The sequence below is a fragment of the Streptomyces sp. NPDC015220 genome (assembly GCF_043079345.1).
Taxonomy (GTDB): Bacteria; Actinomycetota; Actinomycetes; order Streptomycetales; family Streptomycetaceae; genus Streptomyces.
This window is the reverse complement of sequence record NZ_JBIBUK010000001.1, coordinates 895,324-914,722: the sequence shown is the minus strand read 5'-3', so window position 1 is coordinate 914,722 and position 19,399 is coordinate 895,324. Positions and strand designations below refer to the sequence as shown.

The following is a 19,399-nucleotide window of genomic DNA, read 5'->3' as shown; positions in this document are numbered from 1 at the left end:
AGCGGTTCAGCGTCAACCAGATGACGGTGAGACAGCTGTCGCTGCCCGAACTGGTCGACGCCTGCGTCCAGTCGGGGGTGGAGAACGTCGGCCTGTGGCGCGAGCCGGTACAGGCGTACGGAGTCCGGGCGGCGGCCGACCTGGTCCACGAGGCGGGGCTGACCGTCACCACCCTGTGCCGGGGCGGCTTCCTCACGGCGACCGAGCCGGAGGCCCGGGCGGCGGCCCTGGCCGACAACCGCCGGGCGGTCGAGGAGGCGGCCACGCTCGGCACCGGCACCCTGGTCCTGGTCTGCGGCGGACTCCCCGCCGGCGGCAAGGACCTGCACGGCGCGCGCGAGCGCGTCGCGGACGCGCTGGCCGAACTGGGCCCGCACGCCGAGGAGCACGGCGTGCGACTGGCCATCGAGCCGCTCCATCCCATGTACGCCGCCGACCGCTGCGTGGTCTCCACCCTCGCCCAGGCCCTCGACCTCGCCGAACGCTTCCCCGCCCACCAGGTCGGGGTGGCCGTGGACACCTACCACGTCTGGTGGGACGACCGGGCGCCCGAGCAGATCGCCCGCGCGGGGGCGGCCGGCCGCATCCACGCCTTCCAGCTCGCCGACTGGACCACCCCGCTCCCGCGGGGCGTCCTCGACGGCCGCGGCCAGATCGGCGACGGCGCGATCGACATGCGGGAGTGGAAGGGGTACGTGGAGGCGGCCGGCTACACCGGCGCCATCGAAGTGGAGCTGTTCAACGCGGAGTTGTGGTCACGTGACGGACGGGAGGTGCTGGCGGAGACGGCACGGCGGTTCCTGGAACACGTGATCCGGTGACCGTATGACGGACCTGACCACCATGACCACGTCTCTGGGCCCGCTGGAACGGACCGGGGGCCGCCGGGGTGTCGGGGACCCGTGCGCCCGGGCCGCTACCGGTCGGAGTTCGGCGCGCTGCGACGGGTGGTGGCTCAGGCCGTGGAGGCGGCGGGACCCGGCGGCTCCTGAGGACCCCGGAAAAAAGTCCCCACCCGCCGTACAACCCTCCCGGTACTCCGGGTGTCGTACCTGGCATCGGGACACCTGGGGGGATCCGGGGGGATCGCGGGGGTTCCGGTACGGGAGGGGAAACAGGAGGGGAAAGCCGAGGGGGCCCGGTCGACGGACCGGGCCCCCTCGTATTGTCTCCGCGTCCTGCCGCGCCTCACGGCGGTCGGTCAGAAGAACACCCCGCACCGCAGCAGCACATTGGCGTACGGGCGGGCCTCCCCGGTGCGGACGACCAGACGCGCGCGCGCCGACAGTTCCTTCAGCCGCTCGTGGGGCACCAGGACCAGCCCGGGGAAGTGTCCGTCCAGGAGTTCGGCGGCCGCCGCGTTGGCCTCGCGCACCTCGGCCGCCGCCGTGGCGCCCTCGACCACCAGCTCGGCCAGCAGCCCGTCCAGCACCTCGGCGAAGGACGGCACCCCGGCCCGGAACGCCAGGTCGACCACCCTCGGCCCGTGCGGTATCGGCATGCCCGCGTCGCACACCAGCACCTCGTCGGTGTGCCCCAGCTCGGCCAGCGCGCCACAGAGCTCGCGGTTGAGAATGCCCGCCTTCTTCATACGGCGTCGACCTCCGCCGCCGTCGGGTACGACTCCTGCGCGCCGCGCCGCGTCACGGCCACCGCGCCGACCCGGGCCGCGTACGCCGCCGCCTCGGCGAGGGACTCGCCCGCGCCGAGCCGCCAGGCCAGGGCGGCGGTGAAGGCGTCGCCCGCCCCGGTCGTGTCCACGGCGTCCACCTTCACGGACGGCACCCGCACGGACCCGTCGGCGGACGCCACCAGCGCGCCCTCGGCGCCCAGGGTGACGACCACCGAGCGCGGACCGCGCGCGAGCAGCGCCCGCGCCCAGTCCTCCGGGTCGTCCCCGGCCCCGTCCCCGCCCAGGATCACCTTCGCCTCGTGCTCGTTGACGATCAGCGGGTCGCAGGCGTCCAGCAGCTCCTGCGGCAGCTCCCGCGGGGGCGACGGGTTCAGCACGAACCGGCTGCCGGGCGCCAGGGCGCGCGCGGCCTCCACCACCGTCTCCAGCGGGATCTCCAATTGCGCGGAGACCACCCGGGAGGACCGGACCAGGCCGGCCGCCCCACGGACGTCCTCGGCGGTGAGGCGCCAGTTGGCGCCCGGCGAGACCACGATGCTGTTGTCCCCGGAGGGGTCCACCGTGATCAGGGCGACCCCGGTCGGGGCGCCGCCGACCAGCACGCCCGCCGGGTCCACCCCGGCGCTCCGCTGCGAGTCCAGCAGCAGCCGGCCGTGCGCGTCGTCGCCGACCCGGGCCAGCAGGGCCGTACGGGCCCCGAGGCGGGCGGCGGCCACCGCCTGGTTGGCGCCCTTGCCGCCGGGGTGGACGGCCAGGTCGGAGCCGAGCACCGTCTCCCCGGCGCCGGGCCGCCGCTCGACGCCGATCACCAGGTCGGCGTTGGCCGATCCGACGACCAGGAGGTCGTAGTCGTACATGGGCAGTGTCTCCTCACGCGACGTGTTGCCGGTCAGCCGCTGAACCCGGCCACGTTCTCCTTGGTTACCACCTTGACGGGCACCTTCACCGTCGCGGCGACCGGCTTGCCCTGAGTCGCCTTCAGCGCGTTGTCCACCGCGATCCGGCCGAGCTGGCTCGGCTGCTGCGCCACGGAGGCGTACAGCGTGCCCTTCTCGACGGCGGTGAGGCCGTCCGGGGTGCCGTCGAAGCCCACGACCTGGACGGACTTGCCGGCCTTGGAGCCGAGCGCCTTGACCGCGCCGAGCGCCATCTCGTCGTTGGCGGCGATCACACCCTGGACGTCGGGGTGGGCCTGGAGCAGGTTCGACATCACGTCGAGGCCCTTGGTGCGGTCGAAGTCGGCGGGCTGCTGGGCCAGGACCCGGATGCCCGGGTAGGCCTTGAGGCCCTTGGCGAAGCCTGCGGCGCGCTCGCGGGCCGCGGAGGTGCCCGCCTGGCCCTGGAGGATCACGATCTTGCCGTGGCCGCCCAGCTTCTCGGCGATGCTCTTGGCGGCCAGCTCGCCGCCCGCGACGTTGTCGGAGGCGACCAGCGCGGCCGTCTTGGCGTTGTTGACACCGCGGTCGACGGCGATAACGGGGATGTCCGACTTGCCGGCGGCCTTCACGGAGTTGCTCGCCGCGTCGGAGTCCACCGGGTTGACGATGATCGCGCCCAGGCTGGAACTGGTGAAGTTCTGAAGCTGGTTGGCCTGCTGGGAGGCGTCGTTCTGGGCGTCGGTGACGGTCAGGTCGATGCCCAGCCGCTTCGCCTCCGCCTGCGCGCCCGACTTGATCTGCACGAAGAACGGGTTGTTGAGCGTGGACAGCGACAGGCCCATCTTCGGGTTGGTGGAGGAGGACCCGGTGTGCAGCAGCGAGGTCGCGGCCACCAGGGCCACCGTCACCACGGCCGCCAGGCCGTACGTCGCCGCCTGCTTGCCCTTGCCGCCGCCGCTGCCCGTGCCCGCGGCCTGCGGGGTCGCCCCGGCCTTGCGGCGCACGGTGTCCAGCAGCACCGCCAGCGCGATCACGACACCGATGACGACCTGCTGCCAGAAGGCGGAGACGGACAGGAGGTTGAGGCCGTTGCGCAGCACCGCCAGGATCAGCGCGCCGATCAGCGTGCCCGAGGCCTTGCCGGTGCCGCCCGCCAGCGAGGCGCCGCCGATGACGACCGCGGCGATGGCGTCCAGCTCGTAGCCGTTGGCGGCCTGCGGCTGCGCGGAGGACAGCCGGGCGGCGAGCACGATGCCCGCGGCGGCGGCGAACAGTCCGGACAGGGCGTAGATGGCGAGCTTCTGCCGCTTCACCCGCAGCCCGGACAGGCGGGCCGCCTCCTCGTTGCCGCCGATCGCGTACATGGAACGGCCGATGTAGGTCCGGCCCAGAACCAGCGCCGTGATCAGGCCCACGACGATCATGACCAGCACGGGCACCGGCAGCCAGCCGCCGAGCGTGTCGCCCAGGTGCGAGACGGAGTCCGGCAGGGCGATCGGGGAGCCCTGGGAGATGACCAGGGACAGACCGCGGCCCACCGACAGCATGGCCAGCGTGGCGATGAACGGCGGCAGTTTGCCGTAGGAGATCAGGAAGCCGTTGACCAGGCCGGCCGCGATGCCGGTGGCGACGGCGAGGATCACCGCGAGGAAGACCGGCACGCCGTGCGAGGTCGCGCTCCAGGCCAGCACGGTGGCCGACAGGGCCGCCACCGAGCCGACCGACAGGTCGATGCCCGCCGAGACGATGACGAAGGTGACACCGAAGGCGAGGATGGCGGTCACGGCCGCCTGGACGCCGATGTTGAGCAGGTTGTCGGTGGTCAGGAAGTCGCCGGACAGCGCCGACAGGGCGATGACCAGGACGATGAGCGCGGTGAGCGCGCCGTTGTCGAGCAGCAGGCGGCGCAGGCCGCCGGAGGCGCCCCCCGCGCCCGCCTTGCTCTTGAGCGTGTCAGTGGCCACGGGAGGCCTCCGTTCCGGTGGTGGAAGTGGTGGGGGTCGTGGGAGTGCTGACGGCGAGCGCCATCACGGCGTCCTGGGTGGCCCGGTCGGCGGGGAGTTCGCCCGCGATCCGGCCCTGGGCCATCACCAGCACCCGGTCGCTCATGCCGAGCACCTCGGGCAGGTCGCTGGAGATCATCAGCACCGCGGCGCCGGCCGCCGTCAGCTCGTTGATGAGCTGGTAGATCTCGACCTTGGCGCCGACGTCGATGCCGCGCGTCGGTTCGTCGAGGATGAGCACCTTGGTGTCCGCCAGCAGCCACTTGCCGATGACGACCTTCTGCTGGTTGCCGCCGGAGAGGGTGCGCACGTGCTGGCCGAGGCCGGCCATCCGCACGCCGAGCTGCCCGGCGATCCGCTCGGCGGCCACGTGCTGGCCCTTGAGGTCGACGAACCCGCCGCGCGAGGCCGACCGCAGGGTCACCAGGCCGAGGTTCTCCTCGACCGAGGCGTCCAGGACCAGTCCCTGGCCCTTGCGGTCCTCGGGCACGAGCCCGATGCCGGCCGCCATGGCCGCGTTCACGTCGTGCCGCCGGAGCTCGGCGCCCGCGACCTTCACGGCGCCCTTGTCATAGGGGTCCGCGCCGAACACCGCCCGGACGACCTCGGTACGGCCGGCCCCGACCAGCCCCGCGATGCCGACGACCTCGCCGGCGCGCACCTGGAAGCTGATGTCGTGGAAGACGCCGTCCCGGGTGAGCCCCTCGACGGTGAGCAGCGGCTCGCCCTGCTCGGGACGCTCGCGCGGGTACTGCTGGTCGATCGAACGGCCGACCATGAGCCGCACCAGCTCGTCCTCGGGAGTGGAGGCGGGCACCTGGCCGACGCTCCTGCCGTCCCGGATGACCGTGACCCGGTCGCCCAGGGCGGCGATCTCCTCCAGGTGGTGCGTGATGAACACGATGCCGACGCCGTCGGCGCGCAGCGCGCGCACGATCGTGAACAGCTTCTCGACCTCCTCGGAGGTGAGCACCGCGGTCGGCTCGTCCATGATGAGCACGCGCGCGTCCAGGCTGAGCGCCTTGGCGATCTCCACCATCTGAAGGCGGGCGATGCCCAGTTCCCGCACCCGTGCGCGGGGGGAGACGTGCACGCCGACCCGCTCCAGGAGAGCTGCGGCGTCCGCCTCCATCTTCTTCCGGTCGATCATCCCGAAGCGGCGCGGCTGGCGGCCCAGGAAGATGTTCTCGGCGACCGTCAGATCGGGGACGAGGTTGAACTCCTGGTAGATGGTGGCGATCCCGAGGCGCTCGGCGTCCTGGGCGCCGTGGATGCGCACCTCCTCGCCGCCGGCCAGGATCCGCCCGGCGTCGGGGGTGTAGGCGCCGGACAGCATCTTGATCAGGGTGCTCTTGCCCGCGCCGTTCTCGCCGAGCAGCACGTGCACCTCGCCGCGGCGCAGGTCGAAGTCGACGCTGTCCAGCGCCACCACGCCCGGGAAGGTCTTCCGGATCCCTTCGATGCGCAGCAACTCGTCCGGGTTGCTCACGGCTTGCTCCTGTTCGTTGCGAGAGGCTCGTTCGTTGCGGGGGACTGGTCTGGTGCCGGAGGCCGGTCTGGTGCCGGAGGCCGGCCCGCTGCGGGCGGCTCGCCGCACGAGCGGCGCACGACGAGACGGGCGGGCAGGGCGACCGACTCGGGCGGCCGTCCCTCGATGCGGTCGACCAGGGCCCGTACGGCGGCCCGCCCCAGCTCGCCCGTGGGCTGGGCGATGGCGGTGACCGGCGGATCGGTGTGCACGAACCACGGGATGTCGTCGAACGCGGCCAGCGCGATGTCCTCGGGCACCCGCAGCCCGCGCGCCCGGATCGCGTCCAGCGCGCCGAGCGCCATCAGGTTGTCGGCGGCGAAGACCACTTCGGGCGGCTCGGGCAGGTCGAGGAACCCCTCGGTGACCCGCCGGCCGCTCTCGGCCTGGAAGTCGCCCTGCCCGGTGTAGGCGTCGGGGAGCGGGAGGTCGTACTCGGCCATCGCCCGGCGGAACGCCTGGACGCGCTCGCTGCCGGTGGTGGTGGCCGCCGGGCCCGCGATGATCGCGAGCCGCCGGTGCCCGAGCCCGTACAGGTGCGCGACGAGATCCCGCACCGCCTCCTGCCCGTCCGCCCGGACCACCGGCACGTCCACGCCCTTGATCCACCGGTCCACGAACACCATCGGCGTCCCCGCGCGCGCGGCGTCCAGCATCAGCGGCGAGCCGCCGTCGGTGGGGGAGACCAGGAGCCCGTCGATCCGCCGGTCCAGAAGGGTCCGCACGTGGTGGTCCTGGAGGTCGGGCCGCTCGTCGGCGTTGCCGATGATCACGCTGTAGCCGAGCGCGCGAGCCTCCTCCTCGACGGAGCGGGCCAGTTCGGTGAAGTACGGGTTCAGCACGTCGCTGATGACCAGGCCGAGGGTGCGGGTCTGGTCGGTGCGCAGCGACCGGGCGACGGCGTTCGGACGGTAGCCCAGCGCCTCGACGGCGGTCAGCACGCGCTTGCGTGCGTCGGCGCTGACCGACGGGTGGTCGTTCAGGACGCGCGAGACCGTGGCGACCGACACGCCCGCCACGGCGGCGACGTCCTTGATGCTCGCCATCGTCGTTCCACCTCCTCGTGGAATCGATTACACGAAGGATTGGAATCGATTACACGAGATCGGGGCAAGGGGGTGGCGGTGGCTGAAACCTAATCGTGACCGGAGGTGGGCGGTCTTCCCCTCCGAGGTCAGCGGCGCGGAACCGAACCGTGAGGCGGCTGCGGGGCGTCGGCGTCGTGGCCGGTTCAGTGCCTTCCCGGCCTGAGCGACGGGGAGTGGCGGCTGTCGTTGGGGCCCGGACTCCCGACGGCGCGGGAGTCCAAGGCATGGCTCACCTGGACGGCGGACTACTCGGTTGCGTCAGAGTCCTCGGTGAAGAGCTCTCCCGCCCAGGCGACCAGGGGGGAACGCTCCATCCAGGCGTCCAGGCGGTCGAGGTCGGTGCAGGTGGTGATGCGCTTACGGACGCCGTCCGGTACGGGGATGCCCCGCACCTTCAGCACGGAGAGGATGCTTTCGGCCTTGCCTTCAGCCTTGCCCTCGACTTTGCCCTCGGCTTTGCCCTCGGCTTTGCCTTCGGCCTTGCCCTCCAGGTACGCCGTCTCGCGGACCGTTCCACGACCGGGGAAGTAAGTGACGAAAGACATGATTTCCTTCCATTTCTTTCCGGCTGGACTGTCACCCAGATTGACGTCCAGGCATTCGTAGAAGTAGCCGGCGGTCTCGGGGTCCGTTTCCCAGAGTTCCTGGAGGGCGCGGTCGATCGCTTCCAGTATGGCGTCACACTCCGGGCTGCGGGCGTGTGCCATGGCGGAGAGGGCCGCCAGAGCGAGGTTCTTTCCCGCCGTTCGGGCGTCCGTGATGACCGGCATGTTGTGAGGCCCCGCGACCAGCGGAAACGTCCGCTGAGCCGTCCAGCCCCGCGTTCCGCAGTCGAAGGGGCCGACCGCCCACTTGGCCGTCTTCGCGTCCTGGCAGACCACGAGGAGCAGGACCGGCAGGTCATACTTGGCCTGGAGGTAGGCCACGTAGTAGGCCCAACTCGACTGCTTGTTCGCGTCCCTTCTCGACTGTGACTCGATGGCGAGGAGAAAGTCCTCGCCGTCGGACGGACCGACGCGCAGGACGGTGTCCACTCGGCGTTCGAGCGGACGGGTCTCCGTCACATCGGTCGCGATGGCGTCCACGGTCGCCTTTCTCGGCAGTGGAACACCCAGTACCCCGAACACCGGGGTCAGGATTTCGGGCCGCTCCTGGAAGATCCGGTGCATGCCCTCATGAACTGCTGTGACCATGTGCGCAACCTAGGGTGATCAAGAGGTCGTATGTCCGTGTGATCGGCTGACGTTCACCCATTCGAGGGGCGAGTAAACGTTCAGCTGATGGCGGAGGTGGACGTGGCGAATTGACCGCCGGAGGTCGCGAGTTCGCACCAGACGACCTTGCCGCGGTTGCCGTTGCGGGACAGCGGCTGCCAGCCCCACAGGTCGGAACAGGCCTTGACCAGGGCGAGCCCGCGTCCTTCCTCCCGGTCGACGGCCGGCTCCAGGGGGACGGGCGGCTCCGGGGGTGCGGGGTCGGCGTCCCACGCCCCGATCCGCAGCACGCCGGCGGAGAAGCGGACGCGGAGGGCCGCGGGACCCTCGGTGTGCAGCACGGCGTTGGAGATCAACTCGGTGGCCAGGAGCTCGGCGGTGTCCACGAGTCCGATCAGGCCGTGCAGGGTGAGGATCAGGCGCAGGGTGCGGCGAGTGACGGTGACGGCGCGGGGATCGTTGGGGATGTGGAGGGAGTACTCCCAGGGGATGGGGGTGGGTTGGGGGGTTTCGGGCATGCGTCATCGACTCCGGTCGGTGAGTGGGGTTTTCGCGCGCGGTGGCATTGCCGCAGCCGTCGTGGCAGGACGGGGCGGTGCGCTTCCGTTGCGTGGTCTTCGCGTCACTGAAGGTAAGTCATAAATTTAAGTCGCGGCAAGCTGGTCGCGTAACCTGCCCCCGAACGAGTTGCTGTGCCATTGCTGTTGAGGAAAGGAGGGCGCCGTGCCGGTTCGACGGCACCCCACAGCGCGTCAAGTCCGGCTGGGTGCGGAGCTGCGCAGGTTGCGTGAAGCGGCAGGCCTCAAGGCCACGGAGGCGGCGAGCCGACTCGGCGTTAACTCCGCCCAGATGAGCCAGATCGAGTCGGGCGTCTCAGGCGTGAGTGAAGAGCGAGTACGCAGGATGGCCGCGAACTACGCGTGTGCCGACACTGAACTGGTCGATGCCTTGGCAGGCATGGCTACTGACCGGACTCGCGGTTGGTGGGAGGAGTACCGAGGAGTGCTTCCTGCGGCCTACCAGGATCTCGCCGAGCTCGATCACCATGCGCGGTCCCGCCATGATGTCGCCGTTATCCACGTGCCGGGGTTGTTTCAGACGGCGGAGTACGCTCGGGCGCTCTTCACTTACATGAACCCGGAGTTCCCCGAGGACGAAGTGGAGCTGAGGGTGGGGCACAGGATGAGGCGCAAGGTCGTCATCGAGGGCCCTGACCCGATGCCGTACGAGACCGTGATCCATGAGGCAGCACTGAGAATCAAGGTCGCTGGACGATCCACCACTCGGGCACAGTTGGAGCGCATTCTGGAGATGTCCGACGCGGACCACGTGACGGTGCAGGTCATCCCCTTTGCGCTGGACGACTTTGCCGGGGCGGGGAGCGCCATGGTGCACCTGGGCGGAGCTGTCTCCCGCCTGGACACTGTGGTGCGTGATGCTCCCCACGGGACAGCTTTCATCGACTCCGAAGCCCAGTTGGAGCACTTTCGAAAGCTCTTCCGTAAAGTGAGGGCGGAGTCGCTTTCCTCGACACGGTCGCGTGACTTCATCCACCAGTTGATCAAGGAACTGTGAGGACCAGCATGACCACCCCCATCACCTGGCGGAAGTCGTCCTACTCCGGCGGCGGTGAGGGCAACGACTGCGTGGAAATCGCCGATGGGCCCACTTGCATAGCCATCCGCGACTCGAAAACCCCGGCCAGAGCCACCCTCGCCTTCCCGGCCGAAGCCTTCACCACCTTCGTGGACAGCCTCAAGGCCTCGCCCACAGCCACCGTCGAGTCGTCCACAGGACTGTGAGGCGCACCGTGACCACCCCCGACACCTGGCGCAAGTCGTCCTACTCGGGCCCCGGCGACGGCAACGAGTGCGTGGAGATCGCGACCTCCCCCACCCATACAGCCGTCCGCGACTCAAAGGCCCCCGCGGAAGCCACCCTCATCTTCCCCGCCGAGACCTTCGCTCCCTTCCTCGAAGCCCTCAAGACGTACCCCTAGCCCGCACCGGCTGTCACACCTCACCGGTACCGTCGGATCATGCCCAACCAGCCCCCCGCGGCCCCCGACGAGCGGCGGCTCGCCACGCTCGAAGGCGTGCTCGAGCGGATCACGTACTCCAATGAGGAGAACGGCTACACCGTCGCCCGGGTCGACACCGGCAGAGGCGCCGGCGATCTCCTCACGGTCGTCGGCGCGCTGCTCGGCGCGCAGGTGGGGGAGTCGCTGCGGATGGAGGGGCGCTGGGGGTCGCACCCGCAGTACGGCAAGCAGTTCCACGTCGAGAACTACACGACCGTGCTGCCGGCCACCGTCCAGGGCATCCGCCGCTACCTCGGCTCCGGGCTGGTGAAGGGGATCGGGCCGGTCTTCGCCGACCGGATCACCCAGCACTTCGGCGTCGACACCCTCACGGTCATCGAGGAGGAGCCCAAGCGGCTCATCGAGGTCCCGGGCCTCGGGCCCAAGCGGACCAAGAAGATCGCCGAGGCGTGGGAGGAGCAGAAGGCGATCAAGGAGGTCATGCTCTTCCTCCAGACCGTCGAGGTGTCCACCTCCATCGCCGTGCGCATCTACAAGAAGTACGGCGACGCCTCGATCTCCGTGGTGAAGAACCAGCCCTACCGGCTGGCCGCCGACGTCTGGGGCATCGGCTTCCTGACCGCCGACAAGATCGCCCAGTCCGTCGGCATCCCGCACGACAGCCCGGAGCGGGTCAAGGCGGGCCTCCAGTACGCGCTGTCGCAGTCCGCCGACCAGGGGAACTGCTACCTGCCCGAGGAGCGGCTGATCGCGGACGCCGTCAAGCTGCTCCAGGTGGACACCGGGCTCGTCATCGAGTGCCTGGCGGAACTGGCCGCCGAGCCCGAGGCGGGGGAGGACCCCGGCGTCGTGCGGGAGAAGATCCCCGACCCGGAGGGCGGCGACCCCGTCACCGCCGTCTACCTCGTCCCCTTCCACCGCGCCGAACTCTCCCTCTCCGCCCAGCTGTTGCGCCTGCTGCGGACGGAGGAGGACCGGATGCCCGGTTTCCGGGACGTGGTGTGGGACAAGGCGCTCGGCTGGCTCGGGGGCCGGACGGGGGTCGAACTCGCCCCCGAGCAGGAGGCGGCCGTGAAGCTGGCGCTGACCGAGAAGGTGGCCGTGCTGACCGGCGGGCCCGGCTGCGGCAAGTCCTTCACGGTGCGCTCGATCGTGGAGCTGGCCCGCGCCAAGAAGGCCAAGGTGGTGCTGGCCGCGCCCACCGGGCGGGCCGCCAAGCGCCTCGCCGAGCTGACCGGGGCCGAGGCCTCCACCGTCCACCGGCTGCTGGAGCTCAAGCCCGGCGGCGACGCGGCCTACGACCGGGACCGCCCGCTCGACGCCGACCTCGTGGTCGTCGACGAGGCGTCCATGCTGGACCTGCTGCTCGCCAACAAGCTGGTGAAGGCGGTGCCTCCGGGCGCCCATCTGCTGTTCGTCGGGGACGTGGACCAGTTGCCCAGCGTGGGCGCCGGCGAGGTGCTGCGCGACCTGCTGGCCGAGGGCAGCCCGATCCCCGCCGTCCGGCTCACCCGGGTCTTCCGGCAGGCCCAGCAGTCGGGCGTGGTGACCAACGCGCACCGGATCAACGCCGGGCAGCACCCCGTCACCGACGGCATGAAGGACTTCTTCCTCTTCGTCGAGGACGACACCGAGGAGGCGGGGCGGCTCACCGTGGACGTGGCGGCGCGGCGGATCCCGGCCAGGTTCGGCCTCGACCCCCGCCGGGACGTGCAGGTCCTCGCGCCCATGCACCGCGGCCCGGCGGGTGCCGGCACCCTCAACGGACTGCTCCAGCAGGCCGTCACCCCCGCCCGGCCCGATCTGCCGGAAAAGCGGTTCGGCGGGCGCGTTTTCCGGGTCGGGGACAAGGTCACTCAGATCCGTAACAACTACGAGAAAGGGGAGAACGGCGTCTTCAACGGCACCGTGGGCGTGGTCACCTCGCTGGACCCGGTCGAGCAGCGCCTGACGGTGCTGACCGACGAGGACGAGGAGGTCCCGTACGACTTCGACGAGCTGGACGAGCTGGCGCACGCGTACGCGGTGACCATTCACCGCTCGCAGGGCAGTGAATATCCCGCCGTGGTGATCCCGGTCACCACCGGCGCCTGGATGATGCTCCAGCGGAACCTGCTCTACACGGCGGTGACCCGGGCCAAGAAGCTGGTCGTGCTCGTCGGCTCGCGCAAGGCGATCGGCCAGGCGGTGCGGACGGTCTCGGCGGGACGGCGCTGCACGGCACTGGACTTCCGCCTCAAGGGCGGCAGAACGCTCTGAAGGCACGCAAAAGCTGTCATATGCCCGAGAAGACCCCCGGATGCCCGGTCTCGGCCGGGTGCCGCGAAAAATGATCGATCAAATGAGTCGCAAAGGTCACACAGCACTTCCCGTGACCCGATCGAGGGGGCAGGATGAGCAGGTTGGCGGCACTGAGTGCCGCCAATGGGCCCAATGGTCGACCCCGAGTGCACTCTCCTGAGCCAAATGGGGGATGGTAGAGACAGTCAGGGCACCTCGAAGATGAGGCACTACGTCGGTGAGGGAAGACGTGAGCGACAACTCTGTAGTACTGCGGTACGACGGCGGCGAGTACACCTACCCGGTGGTCGACAGCACCGTCGGCGACAAGGGCTTCGACATCGGGAAGCTGCGCGCCCAGACCGGTCTGGTGACTCTCGACAGCGGCTACGGCAACACCGCCGCCTACAAATCCGCCATCACCTATCTCGACGGCGAGCAGGGCATCCTCCGGTACCGCGGCTACCCCATCGAGCAGCTGGCCGAGCGCTCCACCTTCCTGGAGGTGGCCTACCTGCTGATCAACGGTGAGCTGCCGACCGTCGACGAGCTCACCACCTTCAAGAACGAGATCACGCAGCACACCCTGCTGCACGAGGACGTCAAGAACTTCTACAAGGGGTTCCCTCGCGACGCCCACCCGATGGCGATGCTGTCCTCGGTGGTCTCGGCGCTGTCCACCTTCTACCAGGACAGCCACAACCCGTTCGACGAGAAGCAGCGCAACCTCTCCACCATCCGCCTGCTCGCCAAGCTCCCGACGATCGCGGCCTACGCGTACAAGAAGTCGATCGGTCACCCGTTCGTCTACCCGCGCAACGACCTCGGCTACGTCGAGAACTTCCTGCGCATGACCTTCTCGGTCCCCGCCCAGGAGTTCGAGCTCGACCCCGTCGTCGTCTCCGCGCTGGACAAGCTGCTCATCCTGCACGCCGACCACGAGCAGAACTGCTCGACCTCCACGGTCCGCCTGGTCGGCTCCTCGCAGGCCAACATGTTCGCGTCGATCTCGGCCGGCATCAACGCCCTGTGGGGCCCGCTGCACGGCGGCGCCAACCAGTCGGTGCTGGAGATGCTGGAGGGCATCCGCGACTCGGGCAACGACGTCGACACCTTCATCCGCAAGGTGAAGAACAAGGAGGACGGCGTCCGCCTGATGGGCTTCGGCCACCGGGTCTACAAGAACTTCGACCCGCGCGCCAGGATCATCAAGGCCGCCGCGCACGACGTGCTCTCCGCCCTCGGCAAGGACGACGAACTCCTCGACATCGCCCTGAAGCTGGAGGAGCACGCCCTCTCCGACGACTACTTCGTCGAGCGCAAGCTCTACCCGAACGTCGACTTCTACACCGGCCTGATCTACCGGGCCATGGGCTTCCCGACCGAGATGTTCACGGTCCTGTTCGCCCTGGGCCGGCTGCCGGGCTGGATCGCCCAGTGGCACGAGATGATCAAGGAGCCGGGTTCCCGCATCGGCCGCCCGCGCCAGATCTACACCGGCATCGTCGAGCGCGACTTCGTCCCGGTCGAGGAGCGCTGAGCACCGCGGCCGCGTAGCCGCGCCGGGTCCCGTGTCCGCCGCCCGGCGGACACGGGACTTCTGTGCCCGCGCCGGCCCGTGCCCGGACGGGCGGAGGAGAACCCGCTCACGCGGTGAGAAGAGTGGAAGGCGCCCCGGTGCGCCGGTCCCCCCACGGGCCGGCGGCCAGGGCGCCTTCCCATGTCCCGGTGCGGATTCCCCCCACGGGATCCTTGCCGGGCGTCTGTGAGAACCAGCGCCTGAACCGCTGTGAGCGACGACGAGCAGCACTCGTCGTACTCCTGGTCGTGCTCTGTACTGCCGTACTGCTGTACTGCTGTGCGATCTGCCGGGACAGCGCACGTCCGGGAGGGCCGCTCAAAGCTTCCCGGTGTACGTGCCCCGGCGACGCATCTCCGAGGACGTCCCCCAAGACATCCCCAGACGTCAGTCCGCGCCCCCCAAGACGCTTCCTGACATCGCCAACTTAGACCTTCGAAGCCCTTCGAGGGTTACGTTCACATCACTGTGATCTGTGTCTCTTGCATATGTCCCTTAGGTACGCAAGAGACCTGATATGGCGATCGAGGCCCAAGCGTAAAAATGATGCGCGAGCCTTGTGAAGAGCTTATGTGAGGCGCGCGCCGGACTCCAAGGGGTCTCCTGGTCCGGACTCAGTGAAATGTGCGCAGCCGGAGGCTGTTCGTCACCACGAACACCGAGGAGAACGCCATCGCCGCCCCCGCGATCATCGGGTTGAGCAGTCCCGCGGCGGCCAGCGGCAGCGCGGCCACGTTGTAGCCGAAGGCCCACACGAGGTTGCCCTTGATCGTGGCCAGCGTCCGCCGGGACAGCCGGATGGCGTCCGCGGCCACCCGCAGGTCCCCGCGCACCAGCGTCAGGTCGCCGGCCTCGATGGCGGCGTCCGTGCCCGTGCCCATCGCCAGGCCGAGGTCGGCGGTGGCGAGCGCGGCGGCGTCGTTGACGCCGTCGCCGACCATGGCCACGGTGCGACCCTCGGCCCGCAGCCGCTCGACGGCCCTGACCTTGTCCTCGGGCAGCACTTCGGCGAGCACGTCGGCCGGGTCGATCCCGACCGCCCGCGCCACCGCCCCGGCGACCGCGCGGTTGTCACCGGTCAGCAGCACCGGCCGCAGTCCCAGCGCCCGCAGCCGCCGCACGGCCTCCGGGCTGGTCTCCTTGACCGTGTCCGCCACGGCGACCACACCCCGGGCCGCGCCGTCCCAGCCGACCACGACGGCCGTGCGCCCGCCCGCCTCGGCCTCGTCGCGGGCCCGGGCCACCTCCTTGGGCAGCTCTTCGAACAGGCGCCCGACGACGACCTCGTGACCCTCCACCCGTCCGCGCACGCCGCGCCCGGGGACGTTCTCGAAGCGCTCGACGCCGGGCAGCGGGCCGACGCGCTCCTCGGCGCCGGCCGCGACCGCGCGGGCGACCGGGTGCTCGGAGGCGTGCTCCAGGGCGCCCGCCAGCCGCAGCAGGTGCTTCTCGTCGACGCCCTCGGCGGCGTACACCTCCTGGAGGGTCATCCGGCCGGTGGTGACCGTGCCGGTCTTGTCCAGGACGACGGTGTCGACGCGCCGGGTGGACTCCAGCACCTCGGGGCCCTTGATGAGGATGCCGAGCTGCGCGCCCCGCCCGGTGCCGACCATCAGCGCGGTCGGCGTGGCCAGGCCCAGCGCGCACGGGCAGGCGATGATCAGCACCGCGACGGCCGCGGTGAACGAGGCGGTCACCTCACCGGTCGCGAACAGCCAGGCGAGCAGCGTTCCCAGGGCGATGAGCAGCACGACGGGCACGAACACCGCCGAGATCCGGTCGGCCAGCCGCTGCACCCGGGCCTTGCCGTTCTGCGCGTCCTCCACCAGCTTCGCCATCCGGGCGAGCCGGGTGTCCGCGCCGACCCGGGTGGCCTCGACCACCAGCCGGCCGCCCGCGTTGACCGTGGCGCCCGTGACCGTGCCGCCGACGACGACGTCCACCGGCACGGACTCGCCGGTCAGCATCGAGGCGTCCACCGCCGAGGCGCCCTCGACGACGGTGCCGTCGGTGGCGATCTTCTCGCCGGGGCGTACGACGAACCGGTCGCCGACGGCCAGCGCCGCCACCGGGATCCGGACCTCGCGGCCCTCCCGCAGCACCGACACGTCCTTCGCGCCGAGCTCCAGCAGTGTGCGCAGCGCCGCGCCCGCCCGCCGCTTGGAGCGGGCCTCCAGGAAGCGGCCGAGGAGGATGAAGGCCACCACTCCGGCGGCGACCTCCAGGTAGATCGTGGAGGCCGCGTCCGTCCGGGAGACGGTGAGGCGGAACTCGTCGTGCATGCCGGGCATGCCCGCGTCGCCGAGGAACAGGGCCCACAGCGACCAGCCGAACGCGGCGAGGGTGCCGACCGAGACGAGGGTGTCCATGGTGGCGGCCCCGTGCCGGGCGCCGGTCAGGGCCGCCCGGTGGAAGGGCAGGCCGCCCCAGACGACGACCGGCGCGGCCAGCGTCAGCGCGAGCCACTGCCAGTCGTCGAACTGCAGGGCCGGGACCATGGACAGCAGGACGACCGGGACGGCGAGGAGCGCGGAGACGGTCAGGCGCTGCCGCAGGGCGGCGAGCTCGGGGTCCGCGGCCCTCGCCGCCTCGCCCCCGGCGACGGGCTCGGGTTCAGGCGGCGGCGGCTCCTCGGCCGTGTAGCCGGTCCTCACCACCGTGGCGATCAGGTCGGACACCGCCACCCCCGGCGGGTAGGAGACCTTCGCCTTCTCCGTCGCGAAGTTCACCGTGGCGGTGACGCCGTCCATCCGGTTGAGCTTGCGCTCCACGCGGGCCGCGCAGGAGGCGCAGGTCATCCCGCCGATGAGCAGCTCGACCTCGGACGCTTCCGGGGCCGTGGGCGCGGCTGCGCCGGTGGTGGTGCTGGTCATGTCCGTACTCCAGGGGGCGGACCGGGCCGTACGGGACCAGTATCGGCCGACCGGTACGGCCCGGCGTCGGGAGACCCCTCCCGGGGCGTCTCCCGTGGATGCGTGCCGGGGCGCGTCGCCTCAGACGCGGCCGACGAGCTCGAAGCCCGCCTCGTCCACGGCGGCGCGCACCGCCGCCTCGTCGAGCGGGGCGGCGGAGACCACGGTGACCTCGCCGGTCGAGGCGACGGCCTTCACCGAGCCGACACCGGGCAGCTCGGAGATCTCGGCGGAGACGGCGCCCTCGCAGTGTCCGCAGCTCATCCCGCTCACCTTGTAGACGGCGGTGACGGTGTCCGGGGTGTCGGTCTGGGCGGTCATGGCGCTCTCCTCGTCGTGGCGTGTGGGACCCGTGTGGCCCACGGAGGACTCATACCATCCCATTATACCCCTATGGGGTATTACGGAGGCCGGGGCGCGCTTTCGCCGGAGATGCGGACGGTGCGGGGAAGGCGCGGGGAGGGGCCGGGCGGCCGTCTCGGTGGCGGGACCTCCGGTGGCGGCCACGGGCCACGGACGAGAGGGGGCGGGGCCCCGGCGGTCCCGATCCGCAGGAGCAGGGTCGCATGCGGGACCTCGCGCCCCCCGGCGATCCGGCCCGGCATGTCGGACCCGCGCATCAGTGCGAGGAACAGCGGGGCGGCGGCCATGGGGGCGCGGGGAGGCCGGCGAGTCGGCGAAAGACGGGTGCGGTCGCCTGACGCGGTGGGGCCGGCGTGGCGCGCTGCGTGTGACATGGCGCGGCGGGGCGGGGCCGGCGTGGCGCGTGTAGGGCAGGCCTGACGCGGCGGGGCGGGGCCGGCGTGGCGCGTGTGGGGGCAGGCCTGACGCGGTGGGCCCGGCATGGAGCCGTGGGGTGGGCGTGAGGCGGAGCGGCCGGCGTGGCGCGGCGGGGGTTCGGGCGGCGCGGTGACCGGCCGTACCGGACAGGCGTTAGCGTTCGGTGCGGAAGGCGATCCGCGGAGGGAGACGGTCTCCCGGGCGCCGGAGCGGACGGCCGGGCACGGTCATGGGCGGTCATGCGCGGTCATGACGGCCCCGGGCGGTGATGGACGGCCACCGGCCGGTCCCGGACACCTCTCCATCCGTGGTCCAGGGCCCGGCGGGAAGGCGAGGCGGCGGATGCGGGCGGTGGTGTTCGAGCGGTTCGGGGAACCGGCCGAGGTGCGGGAGGTGGCGCGGCCGGAGCCCGCGGAGCACGGGGTCGTGGTGCGGGTGGAGGCGACCGGGCTGTGCCGCAGCGACTGGCACGCGTGGCAGGGCCACGACCCGGACGTGACCCTCCCGCACGTGCCCGGTCACGAACTCGCCGGTGTGGTCGAGACGGTCGGCTCCCGGGTGAGCCGGTGGCATCCCGGCGACCGGGTGACGGTCCCCTTCGTCTGCGCCTGCGGCGCCTGTGCCGCGTGCGCGGCGGGCGACCAGCAGGTGTGCGAGCGGCAGACCCAGCCCGGCTTCACCCACTGGGGCTCCTTCGCCCAGTACGTGGCGCTCGACCACGCCGACGTCAACCTGGTCGCCGTGCCCGCGGGTCTCTCCTTCGCGACCGCCGCCTCGCTGGGCTGCCGGTTCGCCACGGCCTACCGCGCGGTGGTCCAGCAGGGGCGGGTGGCCGCGGGCGAGTGGGTCGCCGTGCACGGCTGCGGCGGTGTGGGCCTGTCGGCGGTGATGATCGCGGCGGCGGCCGGGGCGCGGGTGGTGGCGGTGGACGTGTCGCCGCGGGCGCTGGAACTGGCCCGGACGTTCGGCGCGGCGCTGTGCGTCGACGCCGCTGAGGCGCGGGACACGGCCGAGCGGTGCGCGAGGCGACCGGCGGCGGCGCCCACCTCTCCCTCGACGCGCTCGGCTCGCCCGCCACCTGCGCCGCCTCCGTGAACGGCCTGCGCCGCCGGGGCCGGCACGTCCAGGTCGGCCTGCTGCCGTCCGCGACCGGCACCACCCCGGTCCCCATGGCCCGCGCGATCGCACTGGAACTCCAACTGCTCGGCAGCCACGGCATGGCCGCGCACGCCTATCCGGAGCTGCTGCGTCTGGTGGCGGCGGGCACCCTGCGCCCCGACCTCCTGGTGACCTCGGCCATCGGACTGGAGGCGGTCCCGGACGCGCTCGCCGCGCTGGGCACGGCACCGGGGGCCGGGGTCACGGTCGTCGAGCCGTGGCGCCGAACGGAGACGGGGCCGTGACACCGGCCGGTGCCGGGACCGAGGAGAGAGCGGCCCCGGGACCGAGGAGAGAGCGGCCCC

At 71.4% G+C, this 19,399-nt stretch carries 15 protein-coding genes and 1 pseudogene; 7 read left to right on the top strand and 9 right to left on the bottom strand.

Translation table 11 applies throughout. The annotated features are described in order from the left end of the window. Positions 1 to 20: 20 nt before the first annotated feature. Positions 21 to 821, top strand: coding sequence for a sugar phosphate isomerase/epimerase family protein (locus tag ACF061_RS04260; RefSeq protein ID WP_392265393.1), 801 nt, complete (start codon positions 21 to 23; stop codon positions 819 to 821). A 380-nt stretch (positions 822 to 1,201) separates the two neighbouring features. Here the strand turns inward: ACF061_RS04260 and rbsD are convergent, their stop codons facing one another. The 7 genes from rbsD to ACF061_RS04225 all read right to left on the bottom strand — a co-directional run bounded on the left by rbsD (position 1,202) and on the right by ACF061_RS04225 (position 8,862). After that, entirely contained in the window at positions 1,202 to 1,591 is a 390-nt protein-coding gene (gene rbsD / locus ACF061_RS04255) for a D-ribose pyranase (RefSeq protein WP_392265241.1), read from the bottom strand. Next, the gene (locus ACF061_RS04250; protein ID WP_392265240.1) at positions 1,588 to 2,490 is read right to left on the bottom strand and encodes a ribokinase; all 903 of its coding nucleotides are present in this window, start codon (positions 2,488 to 2,490) and stop codon (positions 1,588 to 1,590) included. The genes rbsD and ACF061_RS04250 overlap by 4 nt, the downstream gene beginning before the upstream one ends. Before the next feature lie 32 nt (positions 2,491 to 2,522). Beyond that, positions 2,523 to 4,475 carry a substrate-binding domain-containing protein gene (locus ACF061_RS04245; RefSeq protein WP_392265239.1) on the bottom strand — a complete coding sequence of 651 codons (1,953 nt, stop codon included), beginning with the start codon at positions 4,473 to 4,475 and terminating at the stop codon, positions 2,523 to 2,525. After that, entirely contained in the window at positions 4,465 to 6,003 is a 1,539-nt protein-coding gene (locus ACF061_RS04240) for a sugar ABC transporter ATP-binding protein (protein ID WP_392265238.1), read from the bottom strand. The genes ACF061_RS04245 and ACF061_RS04240 overlap by 11 nt, the downstream gene beginning before the upstream one ends. Beyond that, complete coding sequence (locus ACF061_RS04235; RefSeq protein WP_392265237.1) at positions 6,000 to 7,088, bottom strand: LacI family DNA-binding transcriptional regulator; 1,089 nt, start codon at positions 7,086 to 7,088, stop codon at positions 6,000 to 6,002. Before ACF061_RS04235 ends, ACF061_RS04240 begins: the two co-directional genes overlap by 4 nt. A gap of 287 nt (positions 7,089 to 7,375) precedes the next feature. Next, positions 7,376 to 8,323, bottom strand: coding sequence for a hypothetical protein (locus ACF061_RS04230; RefSeq protein ID WP_392265236.1), 948 nt, complete (start codon positions 8,321 to 8,323; stop codon positions 7,376 to 7,378). Between the two features lie 80 nt (positions 8,324 to 8,403). Next, positions 8,404 to 8,862, bottom strand: coding sequence for an ATP-binding protein (locus ACF061_RS04225; protein ID WP_392265235.1), 459 nt, complete (start codon positions 8,860 to 8,862; stop codon positions 8,404 to 8,406). Positions 8,863 to 9,067: 205 nt separating this feature from the next. Between ACF061_RS04225 and ACF061_RS04220 the strand changes: the two genes are divergently transcribed. The 5 genes from ACF061_RS04220 to ACF061_RS04200 all read left to right on the top strand — a co-directional run bounded on the left by ACF061_RS04220 (position 9,068) and on the right by ACF061_RS04200 (position 14,205). Continuing rightward, positions 9,068 to 9,919 carry a helix-turn-helix domain-containing protein gene (locus ACF061_RS04220; protein WP_392265234.1) on the top strand — a complete coding sequence of 284 codons (852 nt, stop codon included), beginning with the start codon at positions 9,068 to 9,070 and terminating at the stop codon, positions 9,917 to 9,919. Positions 9,920 to 9,927: 8 nt separating this feature from the next. After that, positions 9,928 to 10,146 (top strand): DUF397 domain-containing protein, encoded by a 219-nt coding sequence (locus tag ACF061_RS04215; protein WP_392265233.1) that lies wholly within the window; start codon positions 9,928 to 9,930, stop codon positions 10,144 to 10,146. After that, positions 10,143 to 10,343, top strand: coding sequence for a DUF397 domain-containing protein (locus ACF061_RS04210; protein ID WP_392265232.1), 201 nt, complete (start codon positions 10,143 to 10,145; stop codon positions 10,341 to 10,343). The genes ACF061_RS04215 and ACF061_RS04210 overlap by 4 nt, the downstream gene beginning before the upstream one ends. A 39-nt stretch (positions 10,344 to 10,382) precedes the next feature. Then, positions 10,383 to 12,644 (top strand): ATP-dependent RecD-like DNA helicase, encoded by a 2,262-nt coding sequence (locus ACF061_RS04205; RefSeq protein ID WP_392265231.1) that lies wholly within the window; start codon positions 10,383 to 10,385, stop codon positions 12,642 to 12,644. 271 nt (positions 12,645 to 12,915) lie between these two features. Then, positions 12,916 to 14,205, top strand: coding sequence for a citrate synthase (locus tag ACF061_RS04200; protein ID WP_392265230.1), 1,290 nt, complete (start codon positions 12,916 to 12,918; stop codon positions 14,203 to 14,205). 653 nt (positions 14,206 to 14,858) lie between these two features. Here the strand turns inward: ACF061_RS04200 and ACF061_RS04195 are convergent. Both ACF061_RS04195 and ACF061_RS04190 read right to left on the bottom strand, forming a co-directional pair. Then, positions 14,859 to 17,117, bottom strand: a complete 2,259-nt coding sequence (locus ACF061_RS04195; RefSeq protein ID WP_392265229.1) for a heavy metal translocating P-type ATPase — start codon at positions 17,115 to 17,117, stop codon at positions 14,859 to 14,861. A gap of 120 nt (positions 17,118 to 17,237) precedes the next feature. After that, a complete protein-coding gene (locus ACF061_RS04190; protein ID WP_392265228.1) occupies positions 17,238 to 17,477 on the bottom strand; it encodes a heavy-metal-associated domain-containing protein in 240 nt (79 codons plus the stop codon). 801 nt (positions 17,478 to 18,278) lie between these two features. Here ACF061_RS04190 and ACF061_RS04185 point away from each other — a divergent pair. After that, positions 18,279 to 19,339, top strand: a pseudogene (locus tag ACF061_RS04185) (zinc-dependent alcohol dehydrogenase family protein). The last annotated feature ends 60 nt before the right edge of the window (positions 19,340 to 19,399 follow it).

Coding starts and splice junctions, on each gene's coding strand:
- ACF061_RS04225 (WP_392265235.1), bottom strand. CDS start 8,862: ATGCCCGAAACCCCCCAACCCACCCCCATCCCCTGGGAGTACTCCCTC.
- ACF061_RS04205 (WP_392265231.1), top strand. CDS start 10,383: ATGCCCAACCAGCCCCCCGCGGCCCCCGACGAGCGGCGGCTCGCCACG.
- rbsD (WP_392265241.1), bottom strand. CDS start 1,591: ATGAAGAAGGCGGGCATTCTCAACCGCGAGCTCTGTGGCGCGCTGGCC.
- ACF061_RS04260 (WP_392265393.1), top strand. CDS start 21: ATGACGGTGAGACAGCTGTCGCTGCCCGAACTGGTCGACGCCTGCGTC.
- ACF061_RS04215 (WP_392265233.1), top strand. CDS start 9,928: ATGACCACCCCCATCACCTGGCGGAAGTCGTCCTACTCCGGCGGCGGT.
- ACF061_RS04235 (WP_392265237.1), bottom strand. CDS start 7,088: ATGGCGAGCATCAAGGACGTCGCCGCCGTGGCGGGCGTGTCGGTCGCC.
- ACF061_RS04195 (WP_392265229.1), bottom strand. CDS start 17,117: ATGACCAGCACCACCACCGGCGCAGCCGCGCCCACGGCCCCGGAAGCG.
- ACF061_RS04230 (WP_392265236.1), bottom strand. CDS start 8,323: ATGGTCACAGCAGTTCATGAGGGCATGCACCGGATCTTCCAGGAGCGG.
- ACF061_RS04250 (WP_392265240.1), bottom strand. CDS start 2,490: ATGTACGACTACGACCTCCTGGTCGTCGGATCGGCCAACGCCGACCTG.
- ACF061_RS04190 (WP_392265228.1), bottom strand. CDS start 17,477: ATGACCGCCCAGACCGACACCCCGGACACCGTCACCGCCGTCTACAAG.